Here is a 15,767-nt window from a genome sequence, read left to right on the forward strand (position 1 = left end):
CAACACGAGTAGGACTCGCCATGAACACGAAGTGCATGGCCCGTTGAGAGAGGGCAGCAGAAGCGGTTTTGTCGAATCAGTGCCTTAGGTAACTCATAACACTCTATGACATGATCCTTTATTTAACATAATATACATTATGCGAACAAATGAACTATCCTTCAGGGCCTCTGTTCGGCGCATTTCACGAAGCGACTTAGACCACAGCGCGCCAGATTTAAAAAGCAGCCATCTCGCTGACCTGCCTCCGTTTGACCCTTGGGCCACCGGGCATTTACGGCAAGTCGGCACACTGTTCACCCACGCTGTGGTGAAATCGATAACGTTGGCCGTCATAACGCATTACTGGAAAACAAGAGCCCGGGCCGCCGACCTCGACATCAGGCCAACCATTACTGCCTTTGCTAGCGAGAAACTCCGCGACGCCGCTTTCTTTGAGCATGAGCTTCCAGTGACCGTCAGTCTGCTGGCTGACTAGATAAAATCCAGTACCCGCTTGCCCATAACAGTCAGTGCTGCCTTCGGTAATCAACGCATCCGGCCGACCGTCGCCGTTCAGGTCCTTGATCAGCTCCATGGTTGCCGGCGTGTAGCTACCGGTTGTCTCGATTTCGCACTCCGACGTCTCTTGGTTAAATCCTGCAGCGCGGAAAGCTTTTATCTGCTCGCTACGCGGCAGTTCATCCGCCAGCGCCGGGGCACTGATCACGAAACATGCCACCCATAGACCTGACGTAAGCCTTCCCCGCATATAGACCGTCCCTTTATGATGCTCAAATGTAAAGTATCGTGCATGTACCCACACTAGCGTGAAAGATGAGCTGGCTCTGCCCTCACAATATAATCAATGCATATAACTAAACTAAATGACTATTTAGTTGAGTTATAACTAGATAGATCGGTTCACAACCTGAACCGATCCACCGACTGCGAAAGCTTCCCCGCCAGACTCGACAATTCATCCGTCGTTGACGCCGTGTCTCCAATCACGCGGCTGTTGTTTTGCGACATACCAGCAATCATCTCCACCTGGTGAGCAATTTCATTGCTGGCCAGGCTTTGCTCGCTGATGGTGCGGGAAATATCGTTGACCAATTCGGTGGTGCTGAGTGTGGCCTGAAGGATCTCGCGAATGGCGCGTTCCACTTCGGCGGTAACGGCCATGCCCTTGTCCACTTGAGCAACGCCCTCCTCCATGCTGGTCACCGCTTCCCGGGTGTTCTGCTGGATGCGCCCGACCATGCTGGCGATCTCCTGCGTGGATGCGCTGGTGCGTCCGGCCAGGCTGCGTACTTCATCGGCGACGACTGCAAAGCCGCGGCCCTGCTCACCTGCACGGGCGGCTTCGATGGCGGCGTTCAGGGCCAGCAGGTTGGTCTGGTCGGCGATGCCTTTGATCACTTGAATAATGCTGTAGATCGCCTCGGACTCCTTGTCCAGTGTGCGGATCACTTGGGCCGATTGCTGCGCTGAACGGGCAATGCCATCCATGTCGCTGACAACCTGGTGAATGACGCGGCCGCCGTCCTTGGCCAGGGTTTCTGCCTGGTTAGCCATGTCGAGAGCGCGTTGGGCGTGGCGAGTGATTTCCTCGATGCTGGCAGTCATTTCGCTGGCGGCGGCGGCCATGGTGCTGGCGGCGGCGCTTTGCTGTTGACTGCTGCCTGCGACTTCATGGCAACCCTGGCTCAGTTGTTCGCTCATGCCATTGACGCCGTGGGCGTTGCTGCGAACCACTTCAATCATGCCGCGCAAATCCCGCTGCATGGTGGCCAGGCTGCGAATCAGCGCACTGGCTTCATCGTGATTTCTGGGCTCGATAATCGGTTCGCTCAAGTTGCCATGGGCAATGCTGTCGGCAATGCCCATGGCGGTACGCAGTGGCCCCATGATGCTCAGGATCACCCAGCGCCCTTGTGCCAGCAGCAGTAACAGGCTGGCGATCAATACCACGGCCAGGGTCCAATTGGCGTGGCTGATGGTTTGTCGGGTACCGATACTGGTCAGTTGAGTTTTGTTTTCGATCAGTTCGCTCAAGGCCGCCATTTGATCTTCCAGCCGACTGAACGCGGCATTGAAGGTCTCCAGCTCCCCACGGGCGGCTTCGGGGTTGTCCAGGGCCAGCGCGACGATACGCTCACCGGCGCTGATATAGGTATCCAGGCTGGGCTTGATGTTTTCCAGGCTCGCCTTGATTGCATCGTCCAACGGCTGCTTGAAGTTGTCCGCCAGCACCTGGCGAAAGTGTTCGGCATGTTCCTTGAGCGAGCTGTTGACCTGGGCCGGTGTGCTGGTGCTTTTGCCTAGCCCCACCAACATGGCCGACAGCACGTCGGCACGCAGGGCGTCGTGCATCATGTCGGCTTCCATGTGATTGCGCAGCACGGTCATGCTGACGTCATTTTCCTGTACCGCATCGCCCATCCGGGTATTTCCCAAATAGCTGGCCAGGCTCATGATCAAGGCGGTGAGCAATCCGGTCCCAATCAACAGCATCAAGCGTAATTTGATCGTCATGCTGGTATCCCCGTGCCAGGACCATCGGTTGGGAATCCAACCGTTCAAGTGCTCACTGTTAGCTGTATCGGCAACAACTCCTTGTTAGTGAAGCCTAAGTTTGCGGATCTGCGCGTTTCACTTAAGCTGGCCGTCCTTTGCTCCAGCCGGACCTGCCAAATGTCTCGAAGTATCGCCCATCTCGCCCTGCTGCTGGGCTTGATCACCGCCGTCGGCCCGTTTGCCATCGACATCTACCTGCCCGCGCTGCCAACCCTGGGCGCAAGCCTTGGGGCCTCACCGGCGGCGGTGCAGATGAGCCTCACCGTGTTTTTCATGGTCATTGGTGTGTGCCAGTTGTTCTACGGGCCGATCAGCGATGTGTTCGGGCGCAAACTGCCGATTTATGCGGGTTTGGTGATCTTTGCCGTTGGCAGTATCGGCTGCGCATTGGCGCCGACCATCGAAGTATTGATTGGATTTCGTGCCATACAGGCGTTCGGTGCCTGTGCGGGGATGGTGATCCCGCGGGCGATCGTGCGCGACCTGTACACCGGCCATGAGGCAGCGCGCCTGATGGCTTTGCTGATGCTGGTGATGAGTGTTTCGCCAATCCTCGCGCCGCTGGCCGGCAGCCTGGTGATTTCGATCTGGAGTTGGCGCGAAGTATTTGCTGTGCTGGCGGTGGTCGCCGTGCTGTGCCTGGTCATGACCATCGTGCAACTACCGGAAACCCACCCGGCCGAACGCCGTTTGGGCAAGACCCTGGGCAATGCATTCGGCAGTTATGGAGCGCTGTTGCGCGACCCGGTATTCACCGGGTTATCGGTGGTGTGCGGGTTTGGCCTTGCGACCTTCTTTGTATTTATCGGCAGCGCGCCCTTCGTATACATCGAATATTTCGGCCTGACACCGACGCAGTTCAGCCTGTGTTTTGCCCTCAACGCCGCCTCGTTTTTTGCCATGAGCCAACTGACCGCACGCCTGAGCGCACGGTTTGGTCTGGCGCCGCTTATTCGTTGGTCGGTGGTCGCAGTAGCCACGGTCATGGCCCTGTTGGCAGCCACCACATTCTGGGGTGATAGCCTGTCCTTGATGATGGGCCTGCTGTTTGTCGGGTTCGGTTTTCTCGGCCTGTTGCTGCCGGCGGCAGGTGTGCTGTCGCTGGAAGATCATGGCGCGGTGGCAGGCTCTGCATCTGCCTTGCTTGGCGCGATCCAGATGGTTACCGCGGCCGTTTCGATGACCCTGGTGGGCGTGTTCGCCGACCATACTCCTGCACCGATGTTGATCGGCATTGCGCTATGTGCGCTTGCCGCGATGCTCACCACGCTGTGGACCTTGCGCCGGTTGCCGGCGCACCTGGCCTCAAGCGTCCCGCCCTCCTCCTGAGGCTTGCCCTACCCCGTCCAGCTCACAGATCAAAGCGGTCCACTGCCCTGCGCCGCTCGTTGTCGTCGCGTACGTCATAGCTGGCGGTGGTCTGGATATTGGTGTGATGCGCCAGTTTCTGGGCGATCGACAAATCATGCTCTTCGATCACTCGGGTGATGAACGAACGGCGGAAATCATGGGGCATGATTTTTACACCCACCTGATCACCGCGCTGCCGAGCAATGTAATAAATCGCATGTTTGGTAATGCGTTCGCGCGTGATGTGGCTGCCCCGGCGGATACGGTTGAACAGAAAGGTGTCGTCCTGCTCACCTTCCTTGAGTTGTTCACGACGAAACTCAAGCCACGCCCGCAGTTTTGCGAACGCCCAGTCCGGCGCGTACTTGATCAGTTCCTTATTACCTTTGCCGATCACCCGCAGGCTGCGCTGATCAAAATTGATCTGCGCGAGGTCGAGATTGACCGATTCCGACTTGCGCATCCCGGAGCCATACAACAGGCCGATCACCGCGGCATCCCGCAGGCCCTGGGGCCGAGGATCGGCTGCGCATACATCGAGCATCTCGCGGATCAGTGTACGACGCAGGTTGCGGCCCTGCCCCAGGCGCGTACCGGCGGCAGCCTTGACCGAGCGCATCTTCAACAGGTGATCCTGGCTGATCAAGCTCATGCGCCACGCTTCATTCATCACCCCACGTATCGCATTCACATACAGCGATGAGGTATTCGGCGCATAGCCGTCCTCGCGCAATGCGGCCACCAGTGCGACGACGTGTTCGGGTTGCAGTAGATGCCAGTCGATGTCTTCGAGGTTGAGGTCTTCGAAACCCAGGCGGTCGGCGGCATCCTGCAGCACGTAGCGCATGGTCAGTTGGCTGGAGGGCGCCAGGCGAGTGAGGTAGAGGGTCAGCGGGTTGCGGATAGTCTCGGTCAAGGGATCAGCCTTTGGATTAAATACATCAATCAACTCATTGATTAATCGATGTATTTAGTGGGTTGGCGAAGACTGAGTCTAACCCAGGCGCGGCCCTGGCACAAAATCACGGCGCCAATTCGACTTCCTCTGCCGGTTCCTGCGGTTGCGCCAGGGACTGGCTCCAGTCAGCGTCCTGTCGCTGCATCAGCGCAAACCAATGCCCACGCATAAACGTCAGGTAGCCAGCCGGGGCCTTGGCAAAGTCCTTCTCGTCGCCATAGCAGCCTGGCAGTGGCAGTTCGGTGCCCTGCTCCTTGTACTGGCTGACCAACTTCTGTTGGGCCTCGACGCTGCAGTCAGTGGGCAACGGCATGCCGCGCAGGGCACCGGCATCTTCGTCCCACCAACTGGCGCCGACGCGATCGAGGCCGCGCAGGCGATACTTGCCGGACTTGCCGACCCGCATGATCAGCTTGAACTCATTGGGGCTCACATCACTGGTACAGGTGCGCGAATAACCGACCGTGACCTGGGTATTGCCGTCGCGCAGCAGGTCGGTGACTTTGGTGGCCGCCTGATCAAAGCGCAGGCTGGCGTCGAACTCGCAGCGTTGCACGTCGTCGTGCAGCATCCAGACGCGCTTGGGGCGATCGCCCTTAAGCAGGTACTGCGCTGCGTAAACAAACGCCGACTGGGTGCCATCATCCTCCCGCTCGCTGACCTGCTCGGCGAGTACCAGCAGGTTCTTGCCCTGAAGGTCATCCCAGGTATAAGCAGCGACTTGCTTGCCGGGCACTTCCACACCTTCCGGCACCTGTTCGATGCTGGTCAGTGCGATCCCTTCATCAGCGCGTACGCTGGTGACACAGGCCATCGTCATCAATAATCCCATCAACGCAGGCCGCAACTGGCCGCGCAAAAGCTGCACGCTATTCATCCGAGTACCCTGGCAAGAGATGGCTTACTTTACCGGCACTTGAGCGCCAATGCAGAGAAGATTGTTCAATCACTGGCATTGGCCTAGCGGGAGCGCCCGAATTGAACCAAACGCCCAGCACAGCGTTCCGATCTGACCATCCGGCCTGCACATGTAACGCCTTGATTACTTAGCTGAACCCTAGCTGTCTACCTGTCAAATAAACGAGTTTTTCATCCGCCTTTCATATTCGTTGCACACATTTGCGCTTAACCTTGTAAGCAGTACTTCAGGGCATTCCGTGATTTATCGACTAACCTGTTGATTACGCTTTATCTTTAGCGCCGCGTTGTCATCTGCGGGCTGTAGTTCTGCCCAATAATTGCTGCTGTTTTCACGCGTCAAGTTGCTCCAGCCGAGGTCATGAAACTTTGAAACCCTACCCTATTCATTGCGTGTCGATCGTTATCCCGGTCTACAACGAACAAGAGAGCCTGCCGGAGCTGCTGCGTCGTACCACGGCAGCCTGCAAGCAGCTGGCCTACGAATACGAAATCATCCTGGTGGATGACGGTAGCCGCGACAATTCGGCCCAACTGCTCGAAGACGCCGCCGCCGAAGAAGGCAGCCATGTTGTAGCGGTGATCCTCAACCGCAACTACGGTCAGCACGCCGCTATCATGGCCGGCTTCGAACAGTGCCGTGGCGAAGTCGTAATCACCCTCGACGCCGACTTGCAGAACCCGCCGGAAGAGATCCCGCGCCTGGTTGAGCAAGCTGCCCTGGGCTACGACGTGGTCGCCACGGTGCGTAACAACCGCCAGGACTCGGCGTTCCGTCGCTGGCCGTCGCGCTTGATCAACCTGGCCGTGCAGCGCTCTACCGGCGTGGCCATGACCGACTACGGCTGCATGTTGCGTGCCTACCGCCGCACCATCGTCGACGCCATGCTCGCCTGCCGTGAACGCAGCACCTTCATCCCGATCCTGGCCAACGGCTTTGCCCGCCATACCACGGAAATCCTCGTGCACCACGCCGAGCGTGAGCACGGCGAGTCCAAATACAGCGCCATGCGCCTGATCAGCCTGATGTTCGACCTGCTGACCTGCATGACCACCACACCATTGCGCCTGCTGTCCATCGTCGGTTTCAGCCTCGCGGCGTTGGGCGTGCTGTTCGCCTTTGCGCTGATCGTCATGCGCCTGGCCTTCGGCGCCGATTGGGCGGGTGATGGTCTGTTCGTGCTGTTTGCGGTGCTGTTCGTGTTTACCGGTGGCCAGTTCATCGGCATGGGCCTGCTGGGCGAATACCTGGGCCGCATGTACAGCGATGTACGCGCCCGCCCGCGCTTCTTTATTGAAAAAGTGCTGCGCAACCAGCCGGCAGCACCGACTCCAGTCGTCGTCGTTGACGGCCTGGTGTCTTCCCATACTTCTACTTCTCCTTCCGATCAGGTTCAGTCATGAGTTCAAAAGCTGTTGTCTTCGCTTACCACGATATCGGCTGTGCAGGCATTGAAGCCCTGCTCGGTGCGGGTTACGACATTGCTGCCGTGTTCACCCATGCCGATGACCCCAAGGAAAACAATTTCTACGGCTCCGTGGCCCAGCTCTGCGCACGCCATGGCATCCCGGTGCACGCCCCGGAAGACGCCAACCACCCGCTGTGGGTCGAGCGCATCGCCAAGTTGAACCCGGAGTACATCTTCTCCTTCTACTACCGCAACCTGCTGAGCGAACCGCTGCTGGCCATCGCTCGCAAAGGCGCGTTCAACCTGCACGGTTCGTTGCTGCCTAAATACCGTGGCCGCGCCCCGGCCAACTGGGTGTTGGTCAACGGCGAAACCGAAACCGGCGTCACCCTGCACCGCATGGTCAAGCGTGCCGATGCCGGCGCCATCCTCGCCCAGCAGAAAGTCAGCATCGACCGCACCGATACCGGCCTGAGCCTGCACGCCAAGTTGCGTGATGCGGCCACAGCCTTGCTGCGCGACGCGCTGCCACAATTGGCCCTGGGCAAGCTCACCGAAACCGCCCAGGACGAAAACCAAGCCACCTATTTTGGCCGCCGCACTGCCGCCGATGGCAAGCTGGACTGGAAAAAGCCTGCCGAACAACTGTTCAACCTGGTGCGCGCGGTGACGCAGCCGTACCCGGGCGCCTTCTGCGCAGTGGGCGAGCACAAGCTGATCGTATGGCAAGCCGACGTGGTCAAGGGTAACGACGGTTTGGCGCCAGGCCGTGTGATCAGCGTCAACCCGCTGCGTATTGCCTGCGGTGAAGACTCCTTGGTCATCAAGTTTGGCCAGCGTAACGAAAACGGCCTGTACCTGGCCGGTCCGGCCCTGGCCGATGAACTGGGCCTGGTGGATGGCTCAGTACTGCGCGGCGCCGAGTCTGGCCGCAAGCCACGTCGTACCCGCGTGTTGATCCTGGGCGTAAACGGCTTTATCGGTAACCACCTGTCCGAGCGCCTGCTGCGTGACGACCGTTACGAAGTCTATGGCCTGGACATCGGCTCCGACGCCATCGAGCGCCTGCGCAGCCACCCGAATTTCCATTATGTGGAAGGCGATATCAGCATCCACACCGAGTGGATCGAGTACCACATCAAGAAATGCGACGTGGTCCTGCCATTGGTTGCCATCGCCACGCCAATCGAATACACCCGTAACCCACTGCGTGTGTTCGAACTGGACTTCGAAGAAAACCTCAAGCTGGTGCGCTACTGCGTCAAGTACAACAAGCGTGTGATCTTCCCCTCGACCTCCGAAGTCTATGGCATGTGCCAGGACCAGTATTTCGATGAAGACACCTCCAACCTGGTGGTCGGCCCGGTCAACAAGCAGCGCTGGATCTACTCGGTGTCCAAGCAACTGCTGGACCGAGTGATCTGGGCCTACGGCGACAAGGGCCTGAAGTTCACCCTGTTCCGTCCGTTCAACTGGATGGGCCCGCGTCTGGACCGCCTGGACTCTGCGCGTATCGGCAGCTCCCGCGCCATTACCCAATTGATCCTGAACCTGGTGGAAGGCACCCCGATCCGTCTGTTCGACGGTGGTGAGCAGAAGCGTTGCTTTACCGACATTGCCGACGGCATCGAAGCGCTGGCGCGCATCATTGATAACGACAATGGCGTGTGCGACAGCCAGATCATCAACATCGGCAACCCGGAAAACGAAGCCAGCATCCGCCAGTTGGGCGAAGAGCTGCTGCGTCAGTTCGAGGCTCACCCGCTGCGCCACAACTTCCCGCCGTTCGCCGGTTTCCGCGACGTCGAGAGCAAGGCGTTCTACGGCACAGGCTACCAGGACGTGGCGCACCGCAAACCGAGCATCGAAAACGCCAAGCGCCTGCTGAACTGGGAACCGAGCGTGCAGATGAGTGAAACCATCGGCAACACCCTGGATTTCTTCCTGCATGAAGCCATGCTTGAAATTGCGGATAAAAAGTAATGCAGGCAGGTCTTCGCATCGACGTCGACACCTACCGTGGTACCCGTGAAGGTGTGCCGCGGCTGCTCGAATCCCTGGATGAAGCCGGGGTAAAGGCGACGTTCTTCTTCAGTGTCGGCCCGGACAACATGGGCCGCCATCTGTGGCGCCTGATTCGGCCACAGTTTCTGTGGAAGATGCTGCGTTCCAACGCCGCCGGCCTGTATGGCTGGGACATCTTGCTGGCCGGCACCGCCTGGCCCGGCAAGCCGATCGGCCGCGACCTGGGGCATCTGATGCGCCAGGCCAAGGCCGCCGGGCATGAAGTCGGCCTGCACGCCTGGGATCACCATGGCTGGCAGGCCAACACTGGGCGTTGGAGCGAGGCACAGCTGGTCGAGCAGATTCGGCGTGGTGTGCAGACTTTGAGCGACATCCTAGGCGAGCGCGTGGACTGTTCAGCCGCCGCAGGGTGGCGCGCCGACGAACGCGTGGTGCAAGCCAAGCAAGGCTTCAATTTTCGCTACAACAGTGATTGCCGGGGCAGCAGCCTGTTTCGACCGACACTGGCCGATGGCAGCGCGGGCACCCCACAAATTCCGGTAGACCTGCCGACCTTCGACGAAGTCGTCGGGCCGGTGGTGGCTGCCAATGATTTCAACCGCTTCATCCTGGACCGGTTCAGCGCAGCGAAGCTGAACGTCTACACAATCCACGCAGAAGTTGAAGGGATTCTGATGGCCAATGATTTTCGCCAGTTGCTCGCCCAGGCAGGGCAACGCGGCATTGATTTCAAACCCTTGGGTGATCTTCTGCCCGCAGATGTAACCACCCTGCCCCAACAAAAACTGGTGCGCGGCGCATTGAGCGGCCGCGAGGGTTGGTTGGGAGTACAGCGGGCATGATTCGTCGCTGGGCCTTGCCCCTGCTCCTGCTGGCGTTTGCCGCGTTTTACCTGCTGCCGCTGGCCACCCATGGCCTGTGGATTCCCGATGAAACCCGCTATGCGCAGATCAGCCAGGAAATGCTGCTGACCGGCAAATGGGCCTCACCGCACTTCATGGGCATTCGTTACTTCGAAAAACCCGCCGCGGGCTACTGGATGATTGCGCTGGGCCAGGCGATTTTCGGGCAGAACCTGTTCGGCGTGCGGTTTGCCTCGGCCTTGAGCAGCGCCTTGAGCATTGTGCTGGTTTACCTGGTATCCCGCCGCTTGTGGAACGACCCGCACAAAAGCCTGGTCAGCACCCTGCTGTACATGAGCTTCGTCAGCGTGGCGGCCCTCGGTGGTTATTCCAACCTGGACCCGCAGTTCACCTTCTGGGTCAACCTGACCGGCGTGGCGTTGTGGTTCTGCTTTGACAGCAGCACGCGGCGCGGCCGACTGTGGTCCTGGGCGCTGTTGGGTTTCGCGTGCGGCATGGGCTTCATGACCAAGGGCTTCCTGGCCTGGTTGCTGCCGGTATTGATCGCCCTGCCCTACGCCCTCTGGCAAAAACGCCTGGGTGAGTTGTGCACGTTTGGCGGCGTGGCCGTGGTGGTTGCAATTGCTGTCAGCGTGCCGTGGGCATTGGCTGTGCACCTGCAAGAACCGGACTACTGGCATTTCTTTTTCTGGCACGAGCACATCCAGCGCTTTGCCGGGGAAGATGCCCAGCACGCTGAGCCGTTCTGGTATTACCTGCCGCTGCTGATAGCGTTCGCGCTACCGTGGGTAGCCCTGTTGCCGTCCACGCTCAAGCAGGCATGGCTGCAAAAGCGCGCGCCGAAAACCGCATTCCTGCTGCTATGGCTGTTGATGCCGCTGGCGTTTTTCAGCCTGGCCAAGGGCAAACTGCCCTCCTACATCATGCCTTGCATGCTGCCCCTGGCGTTGCTGATGGGCTCGACCTTGAGCGACAAGCTCAAGCAAGGCCACGGTCGCGTCCTGCGCATCAATGGCTGGCTGAACCTGGCGATCGGTGTGCTGGTATTGCTGGCCCTCAGCTGGTTCCAGTTGAAAAAACCGGTGTACGAGCCGGGTGAGGAAACCTTCAGCCTGGTGCTGGTGTTCATCTTCCTGTTCGGTTGGATCGTGGTCAACCTGCTACAAGCGGCACGGCCCTTGACGTTGTGGGCCGCGCCCCTGATTGGCAGTGGGCTACTCGTGGTATTGGTGCCTGCGGCATTGCCCCATTCGGTGGTTTATAACAAGACCCCGGACCAGTTCATCATCGATCACATCGAGGAATTACAGCCCACTGTCGCCCTGTTGAGCAATGATCTGGGCGCTGCTTCTGCACTGTCCTGGCGCCTCAAACGACCGGATATCACGCTTTACAACACCTCGGGCGAGGTCAAGTACGGGCTGGCCTACGCCGACACGGCCCATCGGCTGGTCGACCGTAACGCGATCCAGGCGTGGATGGCGCAAACCCGCCGCACCGGGGCCGTAGGTGTGGTGATGCGCGTCAACAGCCAGGGCGAAAAGGACGAGCTCGCGTTGCTGCCCACCGATGGCAAGCGTTATGCCCAAGGCAAGATCGTGATCCTGATTTTCCCGCAGGTCGCGCCATGACCACCCTGCTGCTGTTGCTCACAGCCTGCTTGCTCACCTGCATGGGCCAGGTCTCGCAAAAGTTCGCCGTGGAAAGCTGGCGGAACCTGCCTCAAGGCTGGGCATTGAAGCTGCGTTCGCCGTGGTTATGGTCAGCGCTGGTGTGCCTGGGCCTGGGCCTGCTGGTGTGGCTGCTGGTATTGCAACGCCTGGAAGTGGGGATTGCCTACCCCATGCTCAGCCTGAATTTTGTGCTGGTCACGCTGATGGCGCGCTTTGTATTTCACGAACCCATTGATGGCCGCCACTGGCTGGGTGTGGGGCTGGTGATTGCCGGCGTCGTGCTGCTGGGGCGCCAGGTATGAGCCGCATAAAGGGTTTCGCCCTGGCCCTGGGCAGTGTCGGCCTGGTGAGTGTCGCCCAACTGGGCATGCGCTGGAGCATGACGCGCTTGCCCTTGCCCACCGAGTGGCTGGCCGCCTTCACCCGCAACAGCATCGACCTGAGTGCCCTGGGCGTGGTGATCCTGGCGATCATTGCCTACGCGCTGTCGATGCTCTGCTGGCTTGGCGCACTCAAGCATTTGCCTCTGGGCCGTGCCTACTCGCTGCTCAGCATCAGCTACGCGTTGGTCTACCTGCTGGCCGCCAGCCTGCCGGTGTTCAACGAAGCTTTCTCGCTTTCAAAAACCCTGGGGGTGGCCTTGGTCATCCTCGGCGTACTGGTTATCAACTCTCGTCGTGCTTGCACCTCAAGTCCCAGGAATACCCCATGAAAATCAGCGTATTTGGTAGTGGTTACGTTGGTCTGGTACAGGCCACTGTATTAGCCGAAGTCGGTCACGATGTCATTTGCATGGACGTTGACAAGAGCAAGGTCGAGTCGCTCCAGAAAGGTCACGTGACCATCTTCGAGCCGGGCCTGGCCGCGATGGTCAAGGACAACCTGGAAAGCGGACGCCTGCATTTTACCTACGACGAAAAACTCGCTGTCGAGCACGGTGAAGTGTTGTTCATCGCCGTGGGTACGCCGTCGGATGAAGACGGCTCTGCCGACCTGAAATACGTGCTATCGGTGGGTGACGCCGTGTCCCGCCATCGCGTGCAGCCGGTGATTCTGGTGGAGAAATCCACCGTGCCGGTCGGCACCGGTGACACCCTGCGCGCTCATATCCAAAAGAACCTGAATGCCGCTGGCCGTCAGTTGGAGTTCGATATTGTCTCCAACCCGGAATTCCTCAAGGAAGGCTCGGCCGTTGCCGACTGCCGCCGCCCGGACCGCATCATCATTGGCTGCGAGCGCGAGGAAGTACGTGAGGTCATGCGCGACCTGTACGCGCCGTTCAATCGCAACCACGACCGCATCATCTTTATGGACCTGCGCAGCGCCGAACTGACCAAGTACGCTGCCAACTGCATGTTGGCCACCAAGATCAGCTTCATCAACCAGATTGCCGAACTGGCCGAGCACCTGGGCGCCGATATTGAATCGGTGCGCCTGGGCATTGGTGCCGACTCGCGAATCGGCTACCACTTCATCTACCCAGGCTGTGGCTACGGCGGCTCGTGCTTCCCCAAAGACATGCGTGCCTTGATCCATAGCGCCAAGCAAGCCAACTGCTCCAGCGACCTGCTCGAAGCAGTGGAAGCCATCAACCAGCGCCAGAAGAGCAAGCTGTTCGAGCGCATCAATGCGTTCTTCAAAGGCAATCTGAAGGGCAAGACTTTCGCCCTGTGGGGCCTGGCCTTCAAGCCCAACACCGATGACATGCGCGACGCTCCCAGCCGCGTGCTGATGGAAGCCTTGTGGGCCGCCGGTGCCAATGTGCGCGCCTTCGACCCGGAAGCCATGCAGGAAACCCAGCGGATCTATGGCGACGACCCGCGCCTGATGCTGATGGGCACCCCGGAGTCCACCCTGGGCGGCGCCGATGCGCTGATCGTGTGCACCGAATGGCAGCAATTCAAGGCGCCGGACTTCGACCTGATTCACCAGCGCTTGAAAACCCCGGTGATCTTCGATGGCCGCAACCTGTATGACGGCGAACGCCTGACACGCAAAGGCTTCAAGTATTTCCCCATTGGCCGTGGCGATTCCTGCGAGTTGCCGATTCCCCAGCAAAACTGGGTGGAACAGGTCAGGGATGTCGGCTAGGTGAACAAGGCTTTCCCATCCATGCAGAGCGCCACAATCCGCCGCCAGTCACTGGGGCTTGGGCTCTTGGCGCTGGTGCTGTTTATCGCCGGCAACTGGCACCAGGCAATTATTGGCTTTGATTCACGCTTCGTGGTGTTTGCCCAGGAAATGCTGCGCCACGGACCAGGTTTCTTCCCCACGACCTACGGCCAACCGTATGCCGACTACCTGGCGACTTCAACGCTGCTGACCTGGCTGCTGTCGTTGCCATTGGGCCAGGTCACCAGCCTGACGGCATGGCTGCCCACCGCGGTCGCGTCAGCAGTGATCGTAATGCTGGTCTACCGCCTGACTGCGCCCTACTCCCCGCGCTGGGGGCTGTTGAGCCTGGCAATGTTGCTGCTCAGCAGCACCTTTGTCAGCGAAACCCGCGCGGTCTCCCTGGACCAGATGCTCGCCGCCGTGACCCTGGCGGTGTTCTATCTGGGCTATGCCCATGATCACTTCGCTGCTGCCAAGCGCTTGCATTGGGTGTTTGTGTTGCTGCTGCTCGGGTTTGCACTGCGTGGGCCGATTGGCCTGGTGATCCCCACAGGCGTGTTGTGCAGCTATTACCTGATCAACCGCCAGTGGCGCCGCCTGTTCAGTTTCGGCCTGCTGGCGTTGGCGCTGCTGGCGGCGTGCGTCGGTCTGTTGCTGCTACTGGCCAAGCTCAGCGGCGGCGAAGACTTCATGCATGACGTGATTCGTATGCAGTTTCTGGGGCGCATGGATGGCAGCGAAGGCTCCGGCGGTGTGCTGTATTACTTCACCAGCTCCATGGGTAACTACGCGCTGGCTTATCCGCTGGCAGTGTTGGTACTGGCGGCTGTCATGATCGGCGGGCGGCGCACACCGGATCCGGCATTGAAGCTGGTGTTGTATTGCGCAGCCGCGGGTGTGCTGGTGATGGTGGGCCTGTCGGTGCCACAGGCAAAAAAAGCGCGCTATATCCTGCCGATGTTGCCGATGGCAGCGATCATTGCCGCGTATCCGTTCCAGGCGACACAGGGGCGACTGTTTGCCTGGCTGCGCGGCCTGATGCTGGGCGTCTGGACGCTATTGCCGACGCTGTTGGTGATTGGCCTGCTAGCCGCACGGCGGCGTTATCCGGAGCCGCTGGCCCACCTTGAAGTGATCTTCGCCGTGCTTGGTCTGCTTCAGATCCTGGCGCTGCTGACACTGCTCAAGTCCCGGCTGCGTACGTATGGCCCGGCCCTGGCTGCAGTGCTGGCCCTTTGGACAACCTACATCCTGGTGGTCGAACCCCTGGAGCGTCGGTTATACGACACCCGCACGTTCAGCCTCGCCGTCAAGGCTCAAGTCCTGCAGCAACCGGCGCCCGTGGTGCTGCACGCGCTGGGTAAAGACGCCAAAGCCATCAAGTTCATGGTCAACTTCGATTGTGACAAGGTCCCGCTGTTTACCCAATTGCCCATTGAATTGAAGCCGATCCAGGCCCCGGCATGGTTGGTCATGAGCCAGGCCGACTTCGAAGGGCTGGACGATCCACGCTTGCGTTCGATCACGCCCACGCTGACCGGCGAGTTCGACAAGAACCCTTACGTATTGCTGCATTTGGTAAAAACCACGGTGCCATGAGCACTTTTCTAGGGGCGTTGTAAGAAAGAACGTCGACTCGTTAACCGGTGGGCGTCTTTCATCACAGGCACCAAGAAAACGCCTACATTCCTTTGCGTAATAGCTGGTGCACTTTCCCTTCCTGTGCCTGGAACCCGACGGTAGACTCGCTGCCACGTGCATTAAGTATCTACCACCCGATCGTCAGGGCTGTCCCGAAAGCGCTTGGGTCAAGGCACGCCATAACTACAAGGACTCTGTAGGCTGCCCACGCGCGATGGCTTACTTCATTGAGAGGACAATGCCGTGCGAGAGGAAC

Annotated in this window: 13 protein-coding genes and 1 pseudogene; 9 read left to right on the forward strand and 5 right to left on the reverse strand. The window is 59.5% G+C overall.

Annotated features, from left to right (window positions below; all coding sequences use genetic code 11):
- Window positions 1-274 precede the first annotated feature (274 nt).
- The 3 genes and pseudogenes from QMK52_RS21250 to QMK52_RS27440 all read right to left on the reverse strand — a co-directional run.
- Window positions 275-709, reverse strand: a complete 435-nt coding sequence (locus QMK52_RS21250) for a hypothetical protein (RefSeq protein ID WP_320403369.1) — start codon at window positions 707-709, stop codon at window positions 275-277.
- 194 nt (window positions 710-903) lie between these two features.
- Window positions 904-1,767 carry a methyl-accepting chemotaxis protein gene (locus tag QMK52_RS27435; RefSeq protein WP_413817850.1) on the reverse strand — a complete coding sequence of 288 codons (864 nt, stop codon included), beginning with the start codon at window positions 1,765-1,767 and terminating at the stop codon, window positions 904-906.
- Window positions 1,762-2,517 (reverse strand): annotated as a pseudogene (locus QMK52_RS27440) (HAMP domain-containing protein); the annotation flags it as partial. The gene QMK52_RS27435 and the pseudogene QMK52_RS27440, both read right to left, overlap by 6 nt.
- 159 nt (window positions 2,518-2,676) lie before the next feature.
- Here QMK52_RS27440 and QMK52_RS21260 point away from each other — a divergent pair.
- On the forward strand, window positions 2,677-3,888 hold the full coding sequence (locus QMK52_RS21260) for a multidrug effflux MFS transporter (RefSeq protein ID WP_194438202.1): 1,212 nt from the start codon (window positions 2,677-2,679) through the stop codon (window positions 3,886-3,888).
- A 22-nt stretch (window positions 3,889-3,910) separates the two neighbouring features.
- On the opposite strand, the gene xerC is transcribed toward QMK52_RS21260, so the two are convergent.
- Both xerC and QMK52_RS21270 read right to left on the reverse strand, forming a co-directional pair.
- Window positions 3,911-4,825 (reverse strand): tyrosine recombinase XerC, encoded by a 915-nt coding sequence (gene xerC, locus QMK52_RS21265; RefSeq protein WP_005788332.1) that lies wholly within the window; start codon window positions 4,823-4,825, stop codon window positions 3,911-3,913.
- 106 nt (window positions 4,826-4,931) lie between these two features.
- Window positions 4,932-5,744 (reverse strand): M949_RS01915 family surface polysaccharide biosynthesis protein, encoded by an 813-nt coding sequence (locus tag QMK52_RS21270; RefSeq protein ID WP_005788330.1) that lies wholly within the window; start codon window positions 5,742-5,744, stop codon window positions 4,932-4,934.
- 410 nt (window positions 5,745-6,154) lie between these two features.
- Here QMK52_RS21270 and arnC point away from each other — a divergent pair, with 410 nt between their 5' ends.
- The 8 genes from arnC to QMK52_RS21310 are packed head-to-tail and all read left to right on the forward strand — an operon-like array spanning window position 6,155 to window position 15,469.
- On the forward strand, window positions 6,155-7,189 hold the full coding sequence (gene arnC, locus QMK52_RS21275) for an undecaprenyl-phosphate 4-deoxy-4-formamido-L-arabinose transferase (RefSeq protein WP_005788328.1): 1,035 nt from the start codon (window positions 6,155-6,157) through the stop codon (window positions 7,187-7,189).
- Window positions 7,186-9,177, forward strand: coding sequence for a bifunctional UDP-4-amino-4-deoxy-L-arabinose formyltransferase/UDP-glucuronic acid oxidase ArnA (arnA, locus tag QMK52_RS21280; protein WP_005788327.1), 1,992 nt, complete (start codon window positions 7,186-7,188; stop codon window positions 9,175-9,177). The genes arnC and arnA overlap by 4 nt, the downstream gene beginning before the upstream one ends.
- Window positions 9,177-10,061 carry a 4-deoxy-4-formamido-L-arabinose-phosphoundecaprenol deformylase gene (arnD, locus tag QMK52_RS21285; protein WP_320403371.1) on the forward strand — a complete coding sequence of 295 codons (885 nt, stop codon included), beginning with the start codon at window positions 9,177-9,179 and terminating at the stop codon, window positions 10,059-10,061. Before arnA ends, arnD begins: the two co-directional genes overlap by 1 nt.
- Window positions 10,058-11,713 (forward strand): lipid IV(A) 4-amino-4-deoxy-L-arabinosyltransferase, encoded by a 1,656-nt coding sequence (gene arnT, locus QMK52_RS21290; protein ID WP_005788322.1) that lies wholly within the window; start codon window positions 10,058-10,060, stop codon window positions 11,711-11,713. The genes arnD and arnT overlap by 4 nt, the downstream gene beginning before the upstream one ends.
- The gene (arnE, locus tag QMK52_RS21295) at window positions 11,710-12,057 is read left to right on the forward strand and encodes a 4-amino-4-deoxy-L-arabinose-phosphoundecaprenol flippase subunit ArnE (RefSeq protein ID WP_005788320.1); all 348 of its coding nucleotides are present in this window, start codon (window positions 11,710-11,712) and stop codon (window positions 12,055-12,057) included. Before arnT ends, arnE begins: the two co-directional genes overlap by 4 nt.
- Complete coding sequence (arnF, locus tag QMK52_RS21300; protein WP_005788319.1) at window positions 12,054-12,467, forward strand: 4-amino-4-deoxy-L-arabinose-phosphoundecaprenol flippase subunit ArnF; 414 nt, start codon at window positions 12,054-12,056, stop codon at window positions 12,465-12,467. The genes arnE and arnF overlap by 4 nt, the downstream gene beginning before the upstream one ends.
- A complete protein-coding gene (locus tag QMK52_RS21305; RefSeq protein WP_005788317.1) occupies window positions 12,464-13,846 on the forward strand; it encodes a UDP-glucose dehydrogenase family protein in 1,383 nt (460 codons plus the stop codon). The genes arnF and QMK52_RS21305 overlap by 4 nt, the downstream gene beginning before the upstream one ends.
- A complete protein-coding gene (locus QMK52_RS21310; RefSeq protein ID WP_005788316.1) occupies window positions 13,847-15,469 on the forward strand; it encodes an ArnT family glycosyltransferase in 1,623 nt (540 codons plus the stop codon).
- Window positions 15,470-15,767: the final 298 nt, after the last annotated feature.

Source organism: Pseudomonas sp. P9_2 (assembly GCF_034008255.1).
GTDB lineage: Bacteria > Pseudomonadota > Gammaproteobacteria > Pseudomonadales > Pseudomonadaceae > Aquipseudomonas > Aquipseudomonas synxantha_A.